This is a genomic window from Mesorhizobium sp. M0437, assembly GCF_040321335.1.
GTDB lineage: Bacteria > Pseudomonadota > Alphaproteobacteria > Rhizobiales > Rhizobiaceae > Mesorhizobium.
Map to the genome: position 1 here is coordinate 1 of NZ_JAMYRK010000026.1, position 19,794 is coordinate 19,794.

Below are 19,794 nucleotides of genomic sequence, written 5' to 3' on the forward strand. Positions count from 1 at the left end.
TTCCACAACTGGGTGCGGGGGGGGGGGGGGGGGGGGGGGGGGGGGCGGCGGGGGGGGGGGGGGGTGTGGGGGGGGGGCGCGCCGGCCGCCGCCCCCCCCCCCCCCCCCCCCCGCGGCCGCCCCCCCCCCCCCCCCCCCTGGTCCATGCTCAAGCGGCCAAGACTGCTGGCATCGGATGGATTGCATGAAACGGAACGCAAAGCCGGTTCCAGGTGTTGATCATGCCGAGCGCAACCGAGAGCTTGACCAGCTCCTCTTCCGAGAAATACTCGAGCGTCCTTGCATAGAGTTCGTCCGACACACCGTTGTCGGCAATCCTGGTCAGCGCGTCGGTCCAGGCCAAGGCCGCGCGTTCGCGCTCTGAAAACAGCGGCGATTCCTTCCAGGCGGAGACGAGATAGAGCCGCTGCTCGCTTTCGCCGTCGCGGCGCGCTTCGCGGCTATGCATCTCGACGCAATACGAGCAGCCGTTGATCTGCGACGCCCTGAGCTTGATCAGATGCAACAGGCTTTTTTCGAGCCCGCATTCGTCGACTGCCTTGTTGAGCGCCGACACCGCCTTCATGATCTCCGGCGCCGCGCCGAAAAATTGCAGCCTCTGTTTCATCGTCTGTAGCCTTTCATGCTTGCTTGGTTGAACTTGATTTCTGCGGCCGCCGATGGCGCTCGACGAAGGCGCAGTTCGCGGCGACCGAACGGGGATCGGCATCGGCGGTGTATTCTGCAACGATGTCGGACAGCCGGGCGTCGGCGAGCGCGGCGCGATAGGCACGCTCGGCCTTCAGCATGGCTACGTTGATGCCGCAGGGTTTGACGTATACCGAGGCATCGAGCTTCGCTGGGCCGCGCTGGCGGATTTCGGCGCAGCGGAACGCCGGTTCACGCCCCTCGACGGCCAGCACGATATCGAGCAGCGTTATGCGTTCCGCCGGCCGCGCCAGCCGGTAGCCGCCGGACGGCCCCGGCACTGATTCCAGAATGCCGGACGCAGTCAGCGCGTTGAGATGCTTAAGCAGATAGCTCGGCGACAGCCCGAACGCTTCGGCCATGGCCGCACCTGGCAAGGTCGCGGCGCCATCAACGCCGGCGAGCATCGCGGCGCAGTGGATGGCCGCTTCGACGCCTTCGCCCAGCTTCATTTCGCTCTCCTGTTCATGGATATAGATTATCTTGGATATCTTTTATCCGCAATAGGAAAGTCAAAAAGCGGCGCCCATGGACGCCGCTTTTTTCGCAATGCTATTCCGCCGCCACCTTGGCCATCGGATTGTTCGGATGCGTCGTCCAGTTGGCATAGATCGGCGACACCGGCCTGCCGGTGCGCTGGTCCATCACGCCGACCGCCAGCGCCTCCATGGTGATGCAGTTCTCGACCGGACAGACATTGACGCAGAGATTGCAGCCGACGCATTCGGCCTCGATCACCTCGAAATGCCTGACGCCGTCGACCATGCTGGTGATGGCCTGGTGCGAAGTGTCCTCGCAGGCGATGTGGCAGCGGCCGCATTTGATGCAGGCCTCCTGGTCGATATGCGCCTTGGCGACGTAGTTGAGGTTGAGATACTGCCAGTCGGTGACGTTGGGCGTGGCACGGCCAATGATGTCGTCGAGCGTGGCATGGCCCTTCTCGTCCATCCAGTTTTCCAGGCCGGCGATCATCTCCTGCAGGATCTTGAAGCCGTAGGTCATCGCCGCCGTGCACACCTGCACATTGCCGGCGCCGAGCGCCATGAATTCGGCGGCGTCGCGCCAGGTGGTGATGCCGCCGATACCGGAGATCGGCAGGCCATGCGTTTCCGGGTCGCGCGCGATCTCGGCCACCATGTTCATGGCGATCGGCTTCACCGCCGGACCGCAATAGCCGCCATGCGAACCTTTGCCGTCGATCGTCGGCTCCGGTGCGAAATTGTCGAGATTGACGCCGGTGATCGAATTGATGGTGTTGATCAGCGACACCGCGTCGGTGCCGCCGGCAAGGGCAGCGCGTGCCGGCTTGCGTATGTCGGTGATGTTGGGCGTCAGCTTGGTGATGACCGGCATGCGGGTATTGGCCTTGCACCAACGCACCACCATTTCGATGTATTCCGGCACCTGGCCGACTGCCGCACCCATGCCGCGTTCCGACATGCCGTGCGGGCAGCCGAAATTGAGCTCGATGCCGTCAGCGCCGGTCTCCTCGACTACCGGCAGGATCGCCTTCCAGGCATGCTCCTCGCACGGCACCATCAGCGAGACGACGATCGCCCGGTCGGGCCAGTCCATCTTGACCTGCTTGATCTCGCGCAGATTGACCTGCAGGTCACGGTCGGTGATCAGCTCGATATTGTTGAGGCCAAGCAGGCGACGATCGGCGCCCCAGATGGCGCCGTAGCGCGGCCCGTTGACGTTGACCACCGGCGGCCCTTCTTCGCCGAGCGTCTTCCAGACAACGCCGCCCCAGCCAGCCTTGAAGGCGCGGATGACGTTATAGGCCTTGTCGGTCGGCGGCGCCGAAGCCAGCCAGAACGGGTTCGGCGATTTGATGCCGACGAAATTGTTGCGGATGTCTGCCATGCTCATGCCCTCCCGTTCGAGGTCAGTGCCCGATGAATGCTTTCCGCCGCGTCGCGGCCTTGTGCGACGGCCGAGACTGTCAGGTCGTCGCCGCCAAAGATGCAGTCGCCGCCGGCCCAGACGTTTGGCAGCGAGGTGCGGCCTTCGGCGTCGACCTTGATGCGGCCGGCTTCCAGGTCAAGCAAAGCCCCGCTGCCGTTGAGCGCAGCCGGGACAAAACTCTGGCCGATCGCCTTGAACACCTGATCGGAGACGAGCGTCAGCCGCTCGCCGGTGCCGACGAGCCTGTCGCCGTCCATCGCGGTGTATTCGAGCTCGATCGCCGACACCTTGCCGGCATCGGCAATGACCCGCTTCGGCTGCAACCAGTGCCGGATGATGACGCCGTTGGCGGCAGCCAGATCCTGCTCGAATTCGGAGGCATTCATGTGCTCCGGGCCGCGCCGATAGCAGATCGTCACCTCTTCGGCTCCGAGCAGCTTCGATTGCACCGCCGCGTCGATCGCCGTCATGCCGCCGCCGATGACGACAACACGCCGGCCGACCGGCAGGCTGGCCAGATCACTGGCCTGACGAAGCTCGGCAATGAACTCGACGGCATTGGTGACGCCTTGCGCCTCCTCGCCTTCCGCTCGCAAGGCATTGACGCCGGCAAGCCCCATGCCGAGGAACACCGCATCGTAATTCCTGGTCAGGTCCGACAGCTGGTAATCACGGCCGAGCGCCTTGCCGTTCTGGATGTCAATGCCGCCGATCGACGTGACATAGTCGACTTCAGCCTGGGCGAAATTGTCGACGCTCTTATAGGCGGCGATACCGTACTCATTGAGGCCGCCGGGCTTCGGGCGGGCTTCCAGGATGGTCACGTCGTGGCCGTAGCGGGAGAGCCGATGCGCGGCGGCAAGCCCGGCCGGTCCGGCGCCGACCACGGCGACCGTCTTGCCGGTCGGTTCGGGGCGCTCGTAGAACTGCTTGTTTTCGGCCATGGCGACATCGGTGGCGTAGCGCTGAAGGCGACCAATCTGCACCGGCTTGCCTTCGGCCACCTCCCGCACGCAGACTTCTTCGCATAGCGTCTCGGTCGGGCAGACGCGGGCGCACATGCCGCCCAAAATGTTCTGGTCAAAAATAGTCTTGGCTGAGCCGATCGGATTGCCCGTCGAAATCTGGCGGATGAACAGCGGGATGTCGATCGAGGTCGGGCATGCATTCATGCACGGCGCGTCATAGCAGAAATAGCAGCGGTCGGACTCGACCAGCGCCTCGTGATGATCGAGCGGCGGGTGCAGGTCGGCAAAATTATCGGCATATTGTCCCGGCGAAAGCCGCCCGCCGGCAATGCCTTGCTTGAACTGGCCTTCTGGCATCGTCAGTTCCCCATGTTCTTGTTTTGGAGAAGGCTAGCACGTTTTGTTTTTTTATCAATTGGTCAATTTTCGGCGCAAACTGCTGGATTGCTTCAACAAACATGATGCTGATAGTCATGTTTCAACCTTGCGCGATGGCTTTGTCGAAAGACCGCAACGCCGCGTCGTCCCGGTGCATTGCAGGAATGGTGTCGTTAATGTCGCCGCGCTCCAGACGCTCGACTATGCGCCGCAGAACGATGTTGGACCGGATGCCCGTCGACAGCCTCGATAAACGCGACGGGAAGCATCGGCTCATAGGTCGAGACAAGCTGTTCGAACCGCTCGCGAGGTGATAGGCGTTTGAGCATGTAGAACCTTTTGACATCTGAATCGGCTCTGTTCAGGCAGATGGGTTCTTGAGCGGCAAAATTCCGGCCACTACCTCTTTGCCGCCTTCATTCCGCGTCAGCAACAGTTGGACATCCGACGGTCCAGTCTGCCAAACGAACTTTGTTATTAGACCAACGTCCGGCTTTACATCCAGAATACTCAACAATTCTGTGCCAGATCGAGAGACTGGGTACGACGGAATGCTGATTTCTTCTTGCTCATAGGACGCGATCACACCGGCAGGGCCAAAATTGTACCGGACTTTCTTATTCGGCAGTTTAATTTGCATGGTTAGCATCCCGCCGCCCATCGCGAGAAATCCGATGTCTTCTAGGTGACGAGCTTTGTCAAAACTGATTAACTCATTCGAGACAGTGGACCACAAATATTTGCCGTTGACAGTGTATGGCGCGATTGTCTCTATTAATGCTGCTAACTCTGCATCAAGAATAGAGATAAGATGCATGGTGGATAGAGAGAAACTGCTGCGCTTCCTTATCTCACCAGCCAAAATTTTCGCGTATAGGTTTCTTAGCTCTTCGGATGTCGCCCGAGCTGCCTGAGTTTCGAAAACGTTCATCCAATCGTCGGATGGACCTTCTCCCGAAGAAGCGGGCTCATCTTCCAGGAATTCGATTGTCTTGGTTGCCACAGCTTCCCTATTTTGCTGCTCGCGGTATGCCCGGCCAAGTAGGTTATCCAGGCCTCGATCCAAAAGTGATGGGTCGGACGCCCCTAAGTCAGCAGATTTTTGTGCTAATGCCCTCATGACAGCGCTCTTGGCGTCAGTTTCATCGCGAATGGCCTGAGCTTTTTGTTCGAGCCAGGCGGCTGGGATTTCAATACCTGCACCAACGAGGCGACTTATGGCTTTACCGGCGGGACCTGCAATCAATTGCGGCAAGCCGCCTACAACGACTGTTTCCAACCATCCCTTAACGGCATCATGACCTGACATTGACCCCTCCCGCAGTGAGGTCAGATCAAACCTTCAAAAATGACAAGAGTCGAGCGTCGGCTGCTACTAACCAGCGACGAAAGCGATATACGCCACCGGCATTCCAGCCGGCGGGATCGGCCGCAGATCCTTCATGACCAGTTCGGCGCCGTCCACGATGAGCGTATCGGTCATCGCGGGCACGACCGCCGGCACTGCGAACGTGATCTGGTTGTCGGTGGCAACGATGAGGGTGCCGTCGACGTATTTCTGAGATACGCGACGGGCGGCGGCCTCCAGCGGATAGTCTGTCATCGTTGGAGTGCCGGGTATCTACGGCGTCGATGGGTCTGGAGTGCCGGTTGTGGTTCTCCGCAGGAATGCTTCGCCCTCCCCCAAGCCCCCTTCGTCCATCAGGCTCAGGCTCGAACAACTCGCCTCCTCCCGATGGCACAGCGCGACAAGTTCGGAAGTGAGCGACATCCGGCGCATGGATCAACAACCCCTCGTTGACTGCGAGCAAAGTCGAAAACCGCAGGGCGCGCAACCCGGTAACATTTCCAATTTGCCGTCATCTTTTTTGGTTGGCTGTCGGATTTTCGTCGTGAAGATCGTCCTAGAATGGATCGCGCATGATCGATGTACAAACCGCAAGGAGCACGACAATGCCACAGTCCCCCATGCCCTTCTTCTGGTACGAGCTGATGACCACCGATCTCGACGCCGCCGAGGCGTTTTACACCTCTGTGGTGGGCTGGAGGGGGCAGCCTTTCGAAGGGGCCCAGGGCATGCCGCGCTATATCGTCATGAATGTCGGCGAGCGCGGCGTCGGCGGGATGATGACGCTGCCCGATGACGCGCGCAAGATGGGCATGCCGCCGGCCTGGGTCGGTTATATCCTCACCAGGGACATCGATGCCGCAACGGCCTCCCTCAAGAAGGCTGGTGGCGCGGTTCACCGCGAGCCCGACGACATTCCTGGCGTCGGCCGCTTCGCCGTCGTTGCAGACCCGCAAGGCGCGATGTTCAACTTCCTGCAGCCCAGCGGCCCCGACCAGCCGCCGCTACCGTTGGCGACCCCCGGCAACATCGGCTGGCATGAGCTCTACACGTCAGACTGGAAGGCGGCGTTCGATTTCTATTCCAGCCAGTTCGGCTGGGAGAAGGGCGACGCCATGGATATGGGTCCGATGGGCGTCTACCAGCTTTTCGCCTTCGGCGGCGAGCCCGTTGGCGGCATGATGAACAAGCCCGAGCAGATCCCGACGCCGGTCTGGCAGTTCTATTTCAACGTGCCCGGCATCGACGCGGCAGCCAAGCGCGTCACCGACAATGGCGGCAAGATCCTGATGGGTCCGATGGAGGTCCCCGGCGGCAGCTGGATCGTACAGTGCACGGATCCGCAAGGCGCCCATTTCGCGCTAATGGCACCGACGCGGTAACAGGCCGCGCCAATTGCGGGGCCGCCATCGTGCGGCCCCAAGGCTGCAGCACGCCTCACGACTCACTCACCGACAGTTGAATGCAGGCCGGACTATGTGAATGGTCCGGCCTTTGGCGATGACCTATGGCCGGGCTAGGTGAAAAATGGAGTCGTAGATGAAGCTTTTCGAAGGCCTCGCCGAATATCAACCGTTCGCCCTTGCCGCCTTGCGCATCATGACGGCGCTGCAGTTCATTGAGCACGGCACCCAGAAACTGTTCAATTTCCCCGTCGGCGACCATGCCGGCACCATGAGCGGGCTATCGCTGACCGCGGCCATCCTGGAATTCGGAGGCGGCATCCTGCTGGTATTGGGGCTTTTCACCAGGCCGGTGGCATTCCTTCTCAGCGGCGAGATGGCGATCGCCTATTTCATGGCGCACATGCCGCAGAGCTTCTTCCCGGTCAACAATGGCGGCGATGCCGCCATCTCCTTCTGCTTCATCTTCTTCTATCTGATATTCGCCGGCCCCGGCGCCCTGGCACTGGACAACCGCAAAACATCGTAGCCGGGCGGATCAGCGCGCGCTCAGCCCGACTTGCGCGCAATCAGGCCCGCGAAGGCGATGAACCCGAAGAACTCTCCGGCTTCGACACGCCGGCGCGCCTCGTGCTTCAGCCCGTCGCCAAGCGCCTTGTCGAGTCGCTTCCAGCCGGCCAGAACATCGGCGCCGCGATCGACCAGAGTCAGCATGTAGTCGGGCGCGGCAATTTGGGCGTAGCCGTAGCTGTCGAATTTTTCGACGACAAAGCCCGCCGATTTCGCCAGCAGCGGCAGCCGGCGCGTCAGCCAGCGGTCATTCACCAGCGCCGCCATTGCGGCATCCACGCAATCCTGCAGCGGATCATGATCGCCGATGGCGACCGTCGTCGTCGCGTAATCGCCGTCGAAGATCGCCAGGCAGCCGCCTGGGCGAAGCACGCGCAACGATTCCGTCAGGGCCTTTTCGGGACCGGGCACATGGGTCAGGCAGGTATGGAAGATGACCACATCGAACGAGTTGTCCTCGTGCGGCAGCGACCTGGCATCCCCTTCGACGAAGTTCAGGTTGGGGATATCCGCGGCAAGCTCGCGCGCCTTCGCCAGAAATATCGGCGACGGATCGAGCCCAACAACCTCGTTCACCCCCGGCCAGCGCGCAAGCTCGCGACTGATCGGTCCCGAGCCGCAGCCGCCTTCGAGGACGCGTGCCCTTTCCGGAAAATCGATCGAGGAGAAAAACGAGTGGCGGATTGCCTTCTGGCGCGGGTCTGCGGCCCGCAACTCCATCGCGTTGATAAGAACCGCGACAACAGCCGGATCAGCGGTTGTGATCTGCGCATACACATCGGGCATGGTGGACCTCCGAAGCAATTGCCCAGCCTTCCGCCGCAGCTCGACAATAAAACCAAAGGTCACCGCGCGAAAGAATTTTCACTATCGCGAAATCGTCCTCCCCCTTTCATCGTGCCACCGGCACGGCGACTTCGCCATGCCACTCGGTTCCTCAACCGCGCATCCGCTCGAAATTGGCGTCAAACAGCGGTGTCTGCTGCATACGTGCGGCGTAACGCTTGCCCAATAGCTCGATCTCGAAACCGTTGGCCTCATCGGCGATCTCTTTCGGCACGTAACCGATGGCGACGGATTTTTTTGAATGATGTGCGTAGCCGCCTGACGTGACCCAGCCGCGCACGGCACCGCCATACCAGATTGGCTCGTCGCCGATGACGTCGGCATCGGCAGCATCGACGACAAAGGCCCGCAACCGCAGTCTGCCGCCTTGCTTGCGCTCCGCCAGCGCTGCCTGCTTGCCGATGAAATCGGCCTCTTTGCCATACGCGACGAAGCGGTCGAGGCCGGCCTCCAGCGGCCCATAGATCGGCCGGTATTCGCGCGCCCATGAGCCGTAATTCTTCTCGAGCCGCAGCGCATTGAGCGCGCGCGAGCCGAACAGGCCGATGCCGAATTCCTCGCCCGCCGCCATCAGCGCCTGATAGGCTGCACGCTGATATTCCGGCGCCACCCAGATTTCGTAGCCGAGGTCGCCGGTGTAGCTGACGCGCCCGACCAGGCACGGCGCCATGCCGATATCCATCCTGCTGATGGCCATGAACGGAAAGGCCGTATTCGACACATCAGATCGTGTGACCTTTTCAAGAAGGTTCCGCGCGCTCGGCCCGGCGATCGACAGGCCGGTGAGTTTTGCTCCCAGCGCCTCGATGCTAACAGAGCCGTCCTTCGGCAGATGCGCTTCGAACCAGCGCATGTGGTACTGCTCGGCGACACCGCTGCCGGCCAGGAACCAATCCTTGCTTGCAGAATTTGGACCGCCGAGATTGGCCAGCGTGAAATCGCCGATCAACCTGCCGTCTTCCTTCAGCATCGGCGCCAGCGTCATGCGGCCGGGCCTTGGCAATTTGCACGCGAGCATACTGTCGAGCCAGCTTGCTGCGCCCTCACCGGTCACTCTGTATTTGGCGAATGACGAGATTTCAGACAGACCAACGCGTTGCCGAACCGTCTCCACTTCTTTCGCGACATGCTCGAAGTCGCTCGAGCGGCGCCAGGAGAATTCGTCCTTGACCCCTTCGGGCGCATACCACAGCGGCACTTCCAGCCCATAGGCGACGCCCCATTGCGCGCCCTCGGCCGACAACAGGCCATAGACCGGCGTCGTCTTGAGCGGTCGCCCAGCCGGCAGTTCCTCGTTCGGGAAGCGGATCGAAAACCGCCGCGAATAATTCTCGCGCACCTTGGCGTTGGTATAGGCCATCGTGGCCCAGTCACCGTAGCGTGACACATCCATCGCCCAGATGTCGGCGCCGGGATCGCCCTCGATCATCCAGTTCGACAGCGCCAGGCCGACGCCGCCGCCCTGCGAGAACCCCGCCATGATACCACAGGCCACCCAGAACCCCGGCAGGCTGCGCACCGGCCCGACCAGCGGATTGCCGTCCGGCGCGAAGGTGAAGGGTCCGTTGATGATCTGCTTGATGCCGGTGTTCTGGAACGCCGGGAAATGCCGGAAGCCAACCTCCAGCGACGGTGCGATGCGGTCGATATCGGGCTCCAGCAGTTCGTGGCCGAAATTCCATGGCGTCTGGAATTCGGACCATGGCTTGTTGGCCTTTTCATAAGTGCCCATCAGCATGCCGCCGCGTTCCTGGCGCAGATAGAGTTCGCCGTCGAAGTCGACCGCATGGATGATCTCCGTGCCGGTCTTCTGGTTCCAGGCGGCGACCTCCGGCATGTCCTCGGTGATCAGGTACATGTGCTCCATCGCCAGCACCGGCAGCTCCAGCCCGACCATGCGGCCGACCTCACGCGCCCACAGGCCGCCGGCATTGACGACATGTTCGGCCACAACCTCGCCCTTGTTGGTGATGACGCGCCACAACCCGTCGGCGCGCCGCACAATGTCCTCGACCTTGGTGAAACGCTCGACCTCGGCACCAAGCTTCCTCGCCGCCTTGGCGTAGGCGTGGGTAACGCCGGACGGGTCGAGATGACCGTCCTCCTTGTTGCGCACGGCACCGACGAACTGCTTGGGATCGAGCAACGGCATCAGCTCGGCCGCCTCATCAGGCGATATCTCCTCGAGCTCGATGCCGAGATAGCGGCCCTTGGCGACGACGCCGCGCAGCCAGTCGAGCCGCGCCTCCGTCGCTGCCAGCAAGACGCCGCCAGTCAAATGCACGCCGGTCGCCTGGCCGGACAGTTCCTCGATCTCCTTGTAGAGCGAGATTGTGTATTTCTGCAGCTTGGCGACATTGGGATCGCCATTGATCGTGTGCATGCCGCCGGCGGCATGCCAGGTCGAGCCGGAGGTCAATTCATCGCGCTCCAGAAGCACGATGTCTGTCCAGCCGTGCCGGGCCAGATGGAACAGCACGGAGCACCCGACAACGCCACCGCCGATAACCACGACCTTTGCATGCGATTTCATGGGATTCTCGTCGTTTCAAAGAGTTGGATGGGTTTCATGATTCTGGAGGAGAAGAGAATGAAGCCGAACAAGACGAGCGGCGCTTAAGGCTCGCCCGCCCCGATCGCTTCCTTGCGCTTGGCCACGTACGCCTCAAGCGCCTCGCGCCTGGAGACTTCCATCACCGGCTCGACATAGTCCTCCAGCGCCTTCTTCCAAAGCCTCGTCGCCCGCGCCGTGGCATCGAGCCCGCCAGCCTCCTGCCAGGCCTCGAAATTCTGCCAGTTGGACAGCATCGGCTGGTAGAAGGCCGTGGCGTAGCGCTCCAGCGTGTGCGGCTCGCCGAAGAAGTGGCCGCCGGTCGGAACCGCACCCAGAGCCTCGACGGCAAGCTCGGCCTCGTTGACCTCGATCGGGCGCAAAAACTCCATCATGTGCTGGATCATCTCGACGTCGATGATGAACTTTTCGAACGACGCTGTCAGTCCGCCCTCTTGCCAGCCGGCGGCATGGTAGACGAGGTTGCCATGGCCGAGCACCGCGCCCCACAGCGCCATCAGCGTCTCATAGGCGCCTTGCGCGTCGGCGGCATTGGAAGCCGAGCCCGGCGTTGTGCGATAAGGCAGGTTGTAACGCCGCGCCAACTGTCCGGACGCGATATTCGCCTTGGTGTTTTCAGGCGTGCCGAACGCCGGCGCTCCCGATTTCATATCGACATTGGAGGTGAAGGCGCCATACATCACCGGCGCGCCGGGGCGGACGAGCTGCGTCAGCACCACGCCGAACAGCGCCTCGGCATTCTGCTGGGCGAGCGCGCCGGCAAGCGTCACCGGGCTCATCGCTCCCATCAGCGTGAATGGCGTTACCGCCACCGACTGGCCGAACTCGGCCATCGTCATCAGCCCCTCGGCCATCATCTCGTCGAAGCGGCGCGGCGAATTGACCGAAATGATCGTGGTGACGCCGGGATCGTGGCGCATCTCGTCAAGCGTCAGTCCGCGCGCGATTGCCATCATTTCGATGCCGTCGAGCGCCCTGCCGCGGCCGATGGCCGAGACGTGAAAGCTTTTGTCGGTCAGTGTCAGATTGGCGAAATAAGTGTCGAGATGACGGGAATTCGCCGGCAATTCTACCGGCGCGCAGACCTGGTTGCCTAGCATGTGGATGCAGTTGAAATGCTGCGCCAGCCGGACGAGATCGGAATAATCGCGCAAATTGCCGGCACGGCGGCCGCGCTCCATGTCGTGCACATTCGGCGGCCCGGCGACGAGCGTGAAGTTGATGGTATTGCCGCCGAGGTGGACGGCATGGGCGGGATTGCGCGGCGTCAGCGTATAGCTGGACTGCGTCGTCTTCAGCGCTTCCTCGATCATGCCGCGATCGATGCGGACGTTCATCGTGGCATGATCGACCTTGGCCCCGGCCTTCTCGAACAGCGACAGCGCCCGCGGGCTCATCACCTCGATGCCGAAATTCTCCAAGATATGCATCGACGCCTGGTGGATCGCCTCGATCTGGTCGGCCGAGAGCATCGCCATTGGCGGATAGGGATTGGTGACGCGGCGCAACGGCAGTTGCGGGATGGCGGTCGGTCCCCTGTTGCTGGTTCGCTCGGCGCCGCGCTTGCGTCTTGGTTCGCTCATGCCGCGCATCAAAGCGCCGGCACGAGGATCGAGCTGTCAAGAATCCGCCACCTGCGGGCGTGATTTTAGCCAAGGCGGCATTCCGGGAATTTCACATCGGCAAAAGCGACAACAAACGTCGGAATGGTTATACTTGTTCCGCGTCAGGCAAAGCGCCGATGAGCCGTTAAGGAAGACAGCAAGATTCCTTTTATGTTTTCGGCCTAATGCTCTTCCGATGCGTAGGTCGAGTTTTAGTAAAATTATAGCGATTGCCGCGCCGCTGGCGCTTTCGGCCTGCGCGACGCCACCGAACCATATCAACGATGTGTGCGCCGTTTTCGACCAGAATGACGGCTGGTTCGACAATTGGCAGGCGGCGGCACAACGCACCGAGCAGAAATACGGTGTGCCGGTTCCCGTGCTGATGGCGACGGTGCGCAAGGAATCCGGCTTCAAGAGCAACGCAAGGCCGCCGCGCACCAAGCTGCTGGGCTTCATTCCCTGGAAACATATCTCCAGCGCCACCGGCTTCTCGCAGGCGCTCGACGGCACCTGGGCGCAATACCAGAACGAGACCGGAAGCTGGGCGGCGCGCCGCACCAGGTTTGCCGATGCCGTCGATTTCGTCGGCTGGTATCATTCCAAGACCGCCGACACGCTCGGCGTCGCCCGCAACGACACCTACAATCTGTATCTCGCCTACTATCTCGGCTGGAATGCCTACAAGCGCGGCAGTCGCGGCGACGCCGACGTGCAGCGCTATGCGCATGCCACCGAACAGATGGCGCAGGACTACGCCGCGCAGCTACGGCAATGCGCGCCCTAGCCTATTAACGGCTCTCAGCCGCCCTTGGGTTTGCGCGGCTTGCGCGTGGCGTCCTCGGCCTGTCGGCCGTCGCCGACAGTCGGCGGCATGATTGGTGCCACCGCGCTGTCGGCAGAGCTTGAGGTGCCGGTCTCTGAAACCTCGTCGCGAACCTCGTGACGGCGGGCTTTGGCGACCGCTTCGGCATTCTCCACTGCCTGGCCCTCGGCATCGGCTTCAACGCTGCCAGTCTTTCCATGCGGGCGCTTGGGCGGATCTCCGGCAAAGCCCGGGCCAACACCGTGGTTTGCATCATCCGGCACGCCCTCATTTGCGGCGTGCTCCTTGTCGAATTTGATCACCGGCTCCATTTTCGCCAGCACGTCGTCGGACAGCCAGCACAGGCTCATATGGCCGTCGCCGAGATTTTTGACTGGCGGCACCATGGTTTCGCAAAGGTTGTCCGGCACCAGTTTCTTGTAGCCGCAGCGCGTCTGGAACGGACAGCCGGACGGCGGGTTCATCGCCGAAGGGATGTCGCCCTCCAGCACGATGTGCTTCTTGACCACGCTTGTGTCGGCGATCGGGATCGCCGACAGCAATGCCTCGGTATAGGGGTGATAGGGCGGCGCGAATATCTGGTCGGTCGTGCCTTGCTCAACGATATAGCCGAGATACATGACGACGACGCGGTCGGCGATGTAGCGCACCACCGACAGATCGTGGCTGATGAACAGCATCGTCGTCTTGTTCTTGCGCTGGATGTCCATCAAGAGCTCGGTCACCGCGGCTTGGACCGACACATCCAGTGCCGAGACCGGCTCGTCGGCCACCACCACCTTGGCGTCGCCGGCAAAGGCACGCGCAACGCCGATGCGCTGTTTCTGGCCGCCTGAAAGCTGGCGCGGCTTGCGCGACTCGAACGCCCTCGGCAGCTTCACCAGGTCGAGCAATTCCAGCATTCGCTTGCGGCGGTCGGCCACTGTGTCGCCGACGTTGAACTTTTCCAGCGTACGGATGATCTGCGAACCGACCGAATGGCTGGGATTGAGCGTGTCGAACGGATTTTGGAACACCATCTGGATCGATGACACCGTGTCGACGCTGCGCTTCTCGATCCCGGTCGACTGAATCTCCTTGTTGCCGAGCTTGACGCGGCCGGAGCTTGCCGTTTCGAGGCCGAGCAGCACCTTGGCCAGGGTCGATTTTCCGCAGCCGGATTCGCCGACGATAGCGACGGTCTCGGATTCGCGCGCCATGAACGAGATCGTCTCGTTGGCCTTGACGACACGGCCCTCGCTCGAGCCGAACACTTCGCTGCCGCCGACCTTGTAGTACTTCCGGAGGTCTTCGATCTGGAGCACCGGCGCACCGGGCACCACCCGCTCGTTGACCTTCTTGGCGCCGGGTGGCAGCGCCTCCCAGTCGATCTCGTTGAAGCGCACACAGCGCGAGAAATGCCCGTCATGGCCTTCGACCGCGATCATCGGAATTTCGGCGGCGTTGCAGACGCCCTCGACGAAATGGTGGCAGCGCGGGCCGAAATTGCAGCCCTTCGGCCGCTCGTGCGGTAGCGGCAACTGCCCCGGGATGGATATCAGCGGCCGCGAATTCTTGTCGGCGCCCGGCAACGGGATCGAGCGGAACAGGCCTTGCGTGTAGGGATGGCGCATCCGGTCGAAGACGTCCTTGATCTTGCCGGTCTCCACCGCTTCGCCCGAATACATCACCGTGATGCGGTCGCAGGTCTCCAGGATCAGGCCGAGGTTGTGCGACACGAAGATCATCGAGGTGCCGAACTTCTCGCCCAGCCCCTTGACCAAGTCGACGATGCCGGCCTCAACCGTCACGTCGAGCGCTGTCGTCGGCTCGTCGAGCAGAAGCAGCGCCGGCTTCGACAGCAGCGCCATGGCAATGACGATGCGCTGCTGCTGACCGCCGGAAAGCTGGTGCGGGTAGGAACGCATCATGCGCTCGGGATCCGGCAGCTTCACCGCGCGCACCATTTCCAAGGCGCGTTTGTAAGCTTCGTCCTTCGACAGCTTGTCGTGGATCAGTGGCACTTCCATCAGCTGCTGGCCGACCTTCATCGCCGGGTTAAGACTGGCCATCGGCTCCTGGTAGATCATCGCGATCTTGTTGCCGCGGATAGCTCGCAGTTCCTCGTCGGACAGTTCTCCCATGTCCTTGCCCTGGAATTTGATCTTTCCGCCGACGATCTTTCCGATGTTGGAGAGGTCGCGCATGATGCCCAGCGACACGGTCGACTTGCCGCAGCCGGATTCGCCGACAATACCCATCGCCTCGCCAGGCATGACCGTGCAGGAAAAATCCATGACCGCCGGGATTTCGCCCTTGCGGGTGAAGAAGGAGATCGACAGGTTCTCGATCTCGATGATCGGCCCATTGGTCGGCTTGGCGGGATTTCGAACTGCCTCGTTCATGGGTCGCTCCAATCCTTGTTCTTCAGGCATGTCGGGCCGAACCCGGCATCGATCTTCCCGGCATCAATCTTTCATAGACTGTTCACGCAACGAATCCGCCAGGAGGTTGAGGCCGAGCACGAACGACATCAATGCGATCGTCGGCGGCAGCGCCGGGTGGATGAAGGAGCGCAGCAGCCGGCTTGCATCCTTGATCGCCGTGCCCCAGTCCGGGCTTTCCGGCGCCAGTCCCAGCCCGAAATAGCCGAGCGTACCGAGCAGGATCGTGGTGTAGCCGATGCGCAGGCAGGCGTCGACGATAAGCGGCCCGCGCGCATTGGGCAATATCTCCCACAGCATGATGTACCAGGGCGATTCACCGCGCGTTTGTGCCGCCGCAACATAGTCGCGCGTTTTGATATCCATGACCAGGCCGCGCACGATGCGGAACACGCCGGGGCTGGAGGCGAACACCACCGCCACGAAGATGTTGAGCTGGTTGGGATCGATGTGGATGATCTTGAACGGATCGGCATCGAAGACAAGGCCTGCATAGATCCAGCCGCCAAGTACCAACGTCAGGCCAAGCAGGATATAGAGGCGGTCGGGGCGGTTCTTGTAGCGCGTCCAGAACAGCACACTGAAGAAGATGATCGGAAACAGGAAGAACAGCCCTGCCATCGCGTAGGGGATCGGCGTGTCCATGATACCCGGCGTCACCAGCAGGTAAAACAGGAGGATCACCGGGAAGGCCAGCACAAGGTTGGCGAGGAAGGACAGCACCGTATCGATCTTGCCGCCATAATAGCCGGCCGGCAGGCCGAGCGTAATGCCGACCATCAGCGCAAAACCGGTCGCCGCCGGCGCGATGATCAGCACGATCTGGCTGCCATAGACCATGCGGGAGAACACGTCCCGGGCGAGCTTGTCGCCGCCGAAATAGTATACAAGTTTCGACGCCGGCTCGATTGCGCCCGGCAGCGCGTCCTTCATGATCGGCACTTGGGCGAGCGGATCGAAGGGCGAGATGGTCGACGCGAAGATCGCCGTAAACAGCCAGAACAGGCAGATGCCGACGCCGACGATGCCGACGCCGCTGTCGAAAAGCTGGCCGTAAAGCCCTAGCTTCTTCTTGTAGCCGAAGCTCGCCCCCATCACCAGGGCGAGAGCGATCCAGACCGGCCAGAAGCGGGCAAGCACGCCGAGTACGACGTTGAAGGCGCTGAGATATTCGACCTGCATCCGCCCGGTCTCCTATTGAACTCTGATGCGCGGATTGAGGAACGCGTAGCCGACATCGGAGATGAGCTGTGTGATCAGGACGATAAACACCGAGACCAGCGAGCAGCCGAGCAGAAGATCGATGTCGTTGTTGCCGGCGGCCTCGACCAGGGTGTAGCCGAACCCCTGGTAGCGGAACATCACCTCGACGATGACGACGCCGGTGAGCAGCCAGGGAAACTGCAGCATGATGACCGTGAACGGTGCGATCAGGGCGTTGCGCAGAGCGTGCTTTACCACCACGCTGCCGAAGGAGAGGCCCTTCAGCCGGGCGGTGCGGATATATTGCTGTGTCATTACCTCGACCATCGAGGCGCGGGTCATGCGAGCGATGTAGCCGATGCCGTATATCGCCAGCGTCATCACCGGCAAGGTGAAATTATAGAAGGTGATGCCCTGGCTGGCCGAGGCCGCCGAACCGTTCAGCACGCCGAGCCAGGAGGCAAAGATCACGGTGAAGATGACGCCCGAAACATATTCGGGCGTCGCCGTCGAGGCGATCGAAGCCACCGACAATGTGCGGTCGGTGCGTGAACCCTCGCGCATGCCGGCGAGAATACCGATCAAAAGCGAGATCGGCACCATTACGGCCAGCACGCAGAGCATCAGGATGCCGGTGGCGCTGAGCGCCGGAAAGAGTTTCGAGGCGACCGTCGTCTTGAACTTGGTCGAGCAACCGAAATCGCCTTGCAGGATGCCGGAGAATGTCGGCACGACCGGATCGTTGCAGAAGGAGAAACGCTGTGCGGGCTTGCCGGTCGCCGGGTCGGTCACCGGCTGCTTGGGCATGATGCCAAGCCATTGGCCGTAGCGGATAAAAAAATTCTGCCGATAGCCATGGTTGACCAGCCAAGCCTCAAGCTGCTCGGCGGATGTGTGCATTTCGGTCTGGCTGATCGCGAGCTTCTTCAGATTAGGCCCGAGATTGACCAGGAAGAAGACGATCATCGTCAGGCACAGCATCGTCACTGCCATGGTGCCGAGACGCCTGATAACGAAAGAAAGCATGGCGGTCCCCTGCCGGTCGGGTTGGGGGTGGAACCGGTTTGCAAGCCGTGCGCTGCCGCCAGCGGCAGAACAAGCCTTCAGACCAGTCCCAGATGCAATACCCTTTTTATTGCAGACCCAGGCCGAAGAGTCCGCAACTTTTTGCTGCGCCGACTTCCGGTCCAAGGACCATGCAAAGAGCGAGGGAAAGGGGCGAGACGCCCCTTTCCGGATCGTCCGGTCAGGCCTGGTCGAGCCAGACCTTGCCGTAGTCGCGCTCGAAGGTCGGGTGCATCTTGTAGTTCTGCACCGCCTTGACCGAATGGCTGTAGAGCTTGCGCCAATAAGGCTGGATGATAATGCCGGAATCCTGCAGGATCTGCTCGATGTCCTTCATCATTTCCTTGCGCTTGGCGGCGTCGGCAACTGCCAGCGCAGCGTTGAGCTTGGCATCCCACTCCGGATTCGACCAGGCCGTCTCGTTCCAGGCCTCACCTGTGCGATAGCCGATCGCCAGAACCTGGACGCCGAGCGGCCGCATGTTCCAGTTGGTCATCGACAGCGGATACTTCGTCCAGTCGTTCCAGAAGGTTGAACCCGGCAGCACCGTACGCTTGACCTTGATGCCGGCGTCGCGCATCTGCGCGGCGATCGCATCGCCTGTGTTCTTGTGCCAGTCTTCGTCGACCGTGATCAGTTCGTGCTCGAAATCGGCCTGGCCGGCTTCGGCCATCAGCGCCTTTGCCTTGGCCGGGTCGCGAGCAATCTTCGGCAATTCATAGTATTCCGGATGGATCGGGGCGACATGGTGGTTTTCGGCAACCGTGCCGGCATTGCCGTAGCCGAGTTGCAGGACGACATTGTTGTCGACCGCGAGCTGCAGGGCGTTGCGAACCTTCTGGTCGCCGTAAGGCTTGTTGGTCACATTGGTACGGCAGACGATCGTCGAGGCGGTGACGATCTCCGACTTCACCAAATCCATGCCGTCGAGGATCGACACATAGTCGGCCGACGTCTCGAAGTTGGTGTGCACCTCGCCTGCCTCGAAAGCGCTGACCATCGCCGCCGGATCGGTGCCGTAGTCGATGAACTCGATGCCGTCGAGGAAGACGTCACCATCCCACCATTTGTTGTCTTCGCGGCGCTTGTAGACCACTTTCTGGCCGACATCGTAGGAGACCAACTCGAACGGGCCGGTTCCGATCGGGCAGGACTTGAAGTCGCCGCCCTTCTCGTCGAAGGTCTTGTGGACGATAAGGCCGGGATAGTCGCACACGTTGGGAATGAGGGCGATATCCGGCTTGCTGAGCGTCAGCTTGACCGTGTGATCGTCGACCTTGGTAACCGCGCTCTCATCCAGCTTGTCATCCTTGACCAGCGAACCGAGGCGACCGGGCATGGAATTGCCTTCGGCTTTCTTGTCGGCCCAACGCTTGAGGTTGAAGATGACGTCGTCTGCGGAGAACGGATCGCCGTTGTTCCAGGTGACGCCCTTGCGCACATGCAGCGTGTATTCGGTGGCGTCGTCATTCACGTCCCAGCTCTCCAGCAGATAGGGGCGGAACGTGTATTCGGTGGTATATTTGACCAGCGGCTCGAGCGCCTGGCGCTCGGCATTGGCGATTTCCGACCAGTCGGCCTTGCGCGGATCCTTCGGATCCTTGATCCATTGCGCGACCTTCAATACGCCGCCTTTCTTGCCCTGGACCTCTTCCGCCTTGGCCGGCGTCGGGTCTGCAAGGCCAAGCATGCCATAGGCCATCGCCGTCGACGCGCCGAAGACGCTGGCGAGAGCCAGAAATTCGCGACGATCCATCTTGCCTGCCTTGGCGTCTTCGGCCATGGCTAGGATGTGATCGGGAACGCGGTCGCCGTTACTCTTGTAGATCGTCATGACTTACTCCCATTGTTGGCTTTCTGCCTTTTAACATTCCGCATCCTCGCCATGATGTCAAAGACGGCAGGGATTGGGAACATGCCAAGGAATGTGCAACTTTGAAAGCAGGGCGGTTCGCGCGATAACGACAGTCTTGGCGCAAATTTGCTACTGCGC

16 protein-coding genes are annotated in these 19,794 nt (G+C 61.5%); 3 read left to right on the plus strand and 13 right to left on the minus strand.

What is annotated here, in order from left to right:
• Positions 1 to 148 precede the first annotated feature (148 nt).
• The 6 genes from NKI72_RS17905 to NKI72_RS17930 form a co-directional block, all read right to left on the minus strand.
• Positions 149 to 607, minus strand: a complete 459-nt coding sequence (locus tag NKI72_RS17905) for a carboxymuconolactone decarboxylase family protein (protein WP_352505556.1) — start codon at positions 605 to 607, stop codon at positions 149 to 151.
• Positions 608 to 620: 13 nt separating this feature from the next.
• Positions 621 to 1,139, minus strand: coding sequence for an RrF2 family transcriptional regulator (locus NKI72_RS17910; protein ID WP_352453193.1), 519 nt, complete (start codon positions 1,137 to 1,139; stop codon positions 621 to 623).
• Between the two features lie 100 nt (positions 1,140 to 1,239).
• On the minus strand, positions 1,240 to 2,553 hold the full coding sequence (gene preA / locus NKI72_RS17915) for an NAD-dependent dihydropyrimidine dehydrogenase subunit PreA (RefSeq protein WP_352850416.1): 1,314 nt from the start codon (positions 2,551 to 2,553) through the stop codon (positions 1,240 to 1,242).
• 2 nt (positions 2,554 to 2,555) lie between these two features.
• On the minus strand, positions 2,556 to 3,920 hold the full coding sequence (locus tag NKI72_RS17920; RefSeq protein WP_352769151.1) for an NAD(P)-dependent oxidoreductase: 1,365 nt from the start codon (positions 3,918 to 3,920) through the stop codon (positions 2,556 to 2,558).
• 382 nt (positions 3,921 to 4,302) lie between these two features.
• Positions 4,303 to 5,250 carry a DUF2806 domain-containing protein gene (locus NKI72_RS17925; protein WP_352850418.1) on the minus strand — a complete coding sequence of 316 codons (948 nt, stop codon included), beginning with the start codon at positions 5,248 to 5,250 and terminating at the stop codon, positions 4,303 to 4,305.
• Between the two features lie 66 nt (positions 5,251 to 5,316).
• Positions 5,317 to 5,544 carry a hypothetical protein gene (locus tag NKI72_RS17930; RefSeq protein ID WP_352850421.1) on the minus strand — a complete coding sequence of 76 codons (228 nt, stop codon included), beginning with the start codon at positions 5,542 to 5,544 and terminating at the stop codon, positions 5,317 to 5,319.
• A gap of 350 nt (positions 5,545 to 5,894) precedes the next feature.
• On the opposite strand from NKI72_RS17930, the gene NKI72_RS17935 reads away from it, so the two are divergent.
• Entirely contained in the window at positions 5,895 to 6,671 is a 777-nt protein-coding gene (locus tag NKI72_RS17935) for a VOC family protein (RefSeq protein WP_352542430.1), read from the plus strand.
• A gap of 157 nt (positions 6,672 to 6,828) precedes the next feature.
• Positions 6,829 to 7,221, plus strand: a complete 393-nt coding sequence (locus tag NKI72_RS17940) for a DoxX family protein (RefSeq protein WP_352850423.1) — start codon at positions 6,829 to 6,831, stop codon at positions 7,219 to 7,221.
• 20 nt (positions 7,222 to 7,241) lie between these two features.
• Here NKI72_RS17940 and NKI72_RS17945 read toward each other — a convergent pair whose 3' ends face one another.
• The 3 genes from NKI72_RS17945 to NKI72_RS17955 form a co-directional block, all read right to left on the minus strand.
• Entirely contained in the window at positions 7,242 to 8,048 is an 807-nt protein-coding gene (locus NKI72_RS17945) for a class I SAM-dependent methyltransferase (protein ID WP_352684722.1), read from the minus strand.
• Positions 8,049 to 8,199: 151 nt separating this feature from the next.
• Entirely contained in the window at positions 8,200 to 10,641 is a 2,442-nt protein-coding gene (locus NKI72_RS17950) for a GcvT family protein (protein ID WP_352850425.1), read from the minus strand.
• Between the two features lie 83 nt (positions 10,642 to 10,724).
• Positions 10,725 to 12,263, minus strand: a complete 1,539-nt coding sequence (locus NKI72_RS17955; protein ID WP_352684725.1) for a trimethylamine methyltransferase family protein — start codon at positions 12,261 to 12,263, stop codon at positions 10,725 to 10,727.
• A 217-nt stretch (positions 12,264 to 12,480) separates the two neighbouring features.
• On the opposite strand from NKI72_RS17955, the gene NKI72_RS17960 reads away from it, so the two are divergent.
• Complete coding sequence (locus tag NKI72_RS17960) at positions 12,481 to 13,071, plus strand: transglycosylase SLT domain-containing protein (protein WP_352453201.1); 591 nt, start codon at positions 12,481 to 12,483, stop codon at positions 13,069 to 13,071.
• 14 nt (positions 13,072 to 13,085) lie between these two features.
• Here NKI72_RS17960 and NKI72_RS17965 read toward each other — a convergent pair whose 3' ends face one another.
• The 4 genes from NKI72_RS17965 to NKI72_RS17980 form a co-directional block, all read right to left on the minus strand.
• The gene (locus tag NKI72_RS17965) at positions 13,086 to 15,494 is read right to left on the minus strand and encodes a dipeptide ABC transporter ATP-binding protein (RefSeq protein ID WP_352850427.1); all 2,409 of its coding nucleotides are present in this window, start codon (positions 15,492 to 15,494) and stop codon (positions 13,086 to 13,088) included.
• A 63-nt stretch (positions 15,495 to 15,557) separates the two neighbouring features.
• On the minus strand, positions 15,558 to 16,715 hold the full coding sequence (locus tag NKI72_RS17970; protein WP_352473527.1) for an ABC transporter permease: 1,158 nt from the start codon (positions 16,713 to 16,715) through the stop codon (positions 15,558 to 15,560).
• A gap of 12 nt (positions 16,716 to 16,727) precedes the next feature.
• Positions 16,728 to 17,762, minus strand: coding sequence for an ABC transporter permease (locus NKI72_RS17975; RefSeq protein ID WP_352473525.1), 1,035 nt, complete (start codon positions 17,760 to 17,762; stop codon positions 16,728 to 16,730).
• 220 nt (positions 17,763 to 17,982) lie between these two features.
• Positions 17,983 to 19,635 (minus strand): ABC transporter substrate-binding protein, encoded by a 1,653-nt coding sequence (locus tag NKI72_RS17980; protein ID WP_352473524.1) that lies wholly within the window; start codon positions 19,633 to 19,635, stop codon positions 17,983 to 17,985.
• Positions 19,636 to 19,794 lie beyond the last annotated feature (159 nt).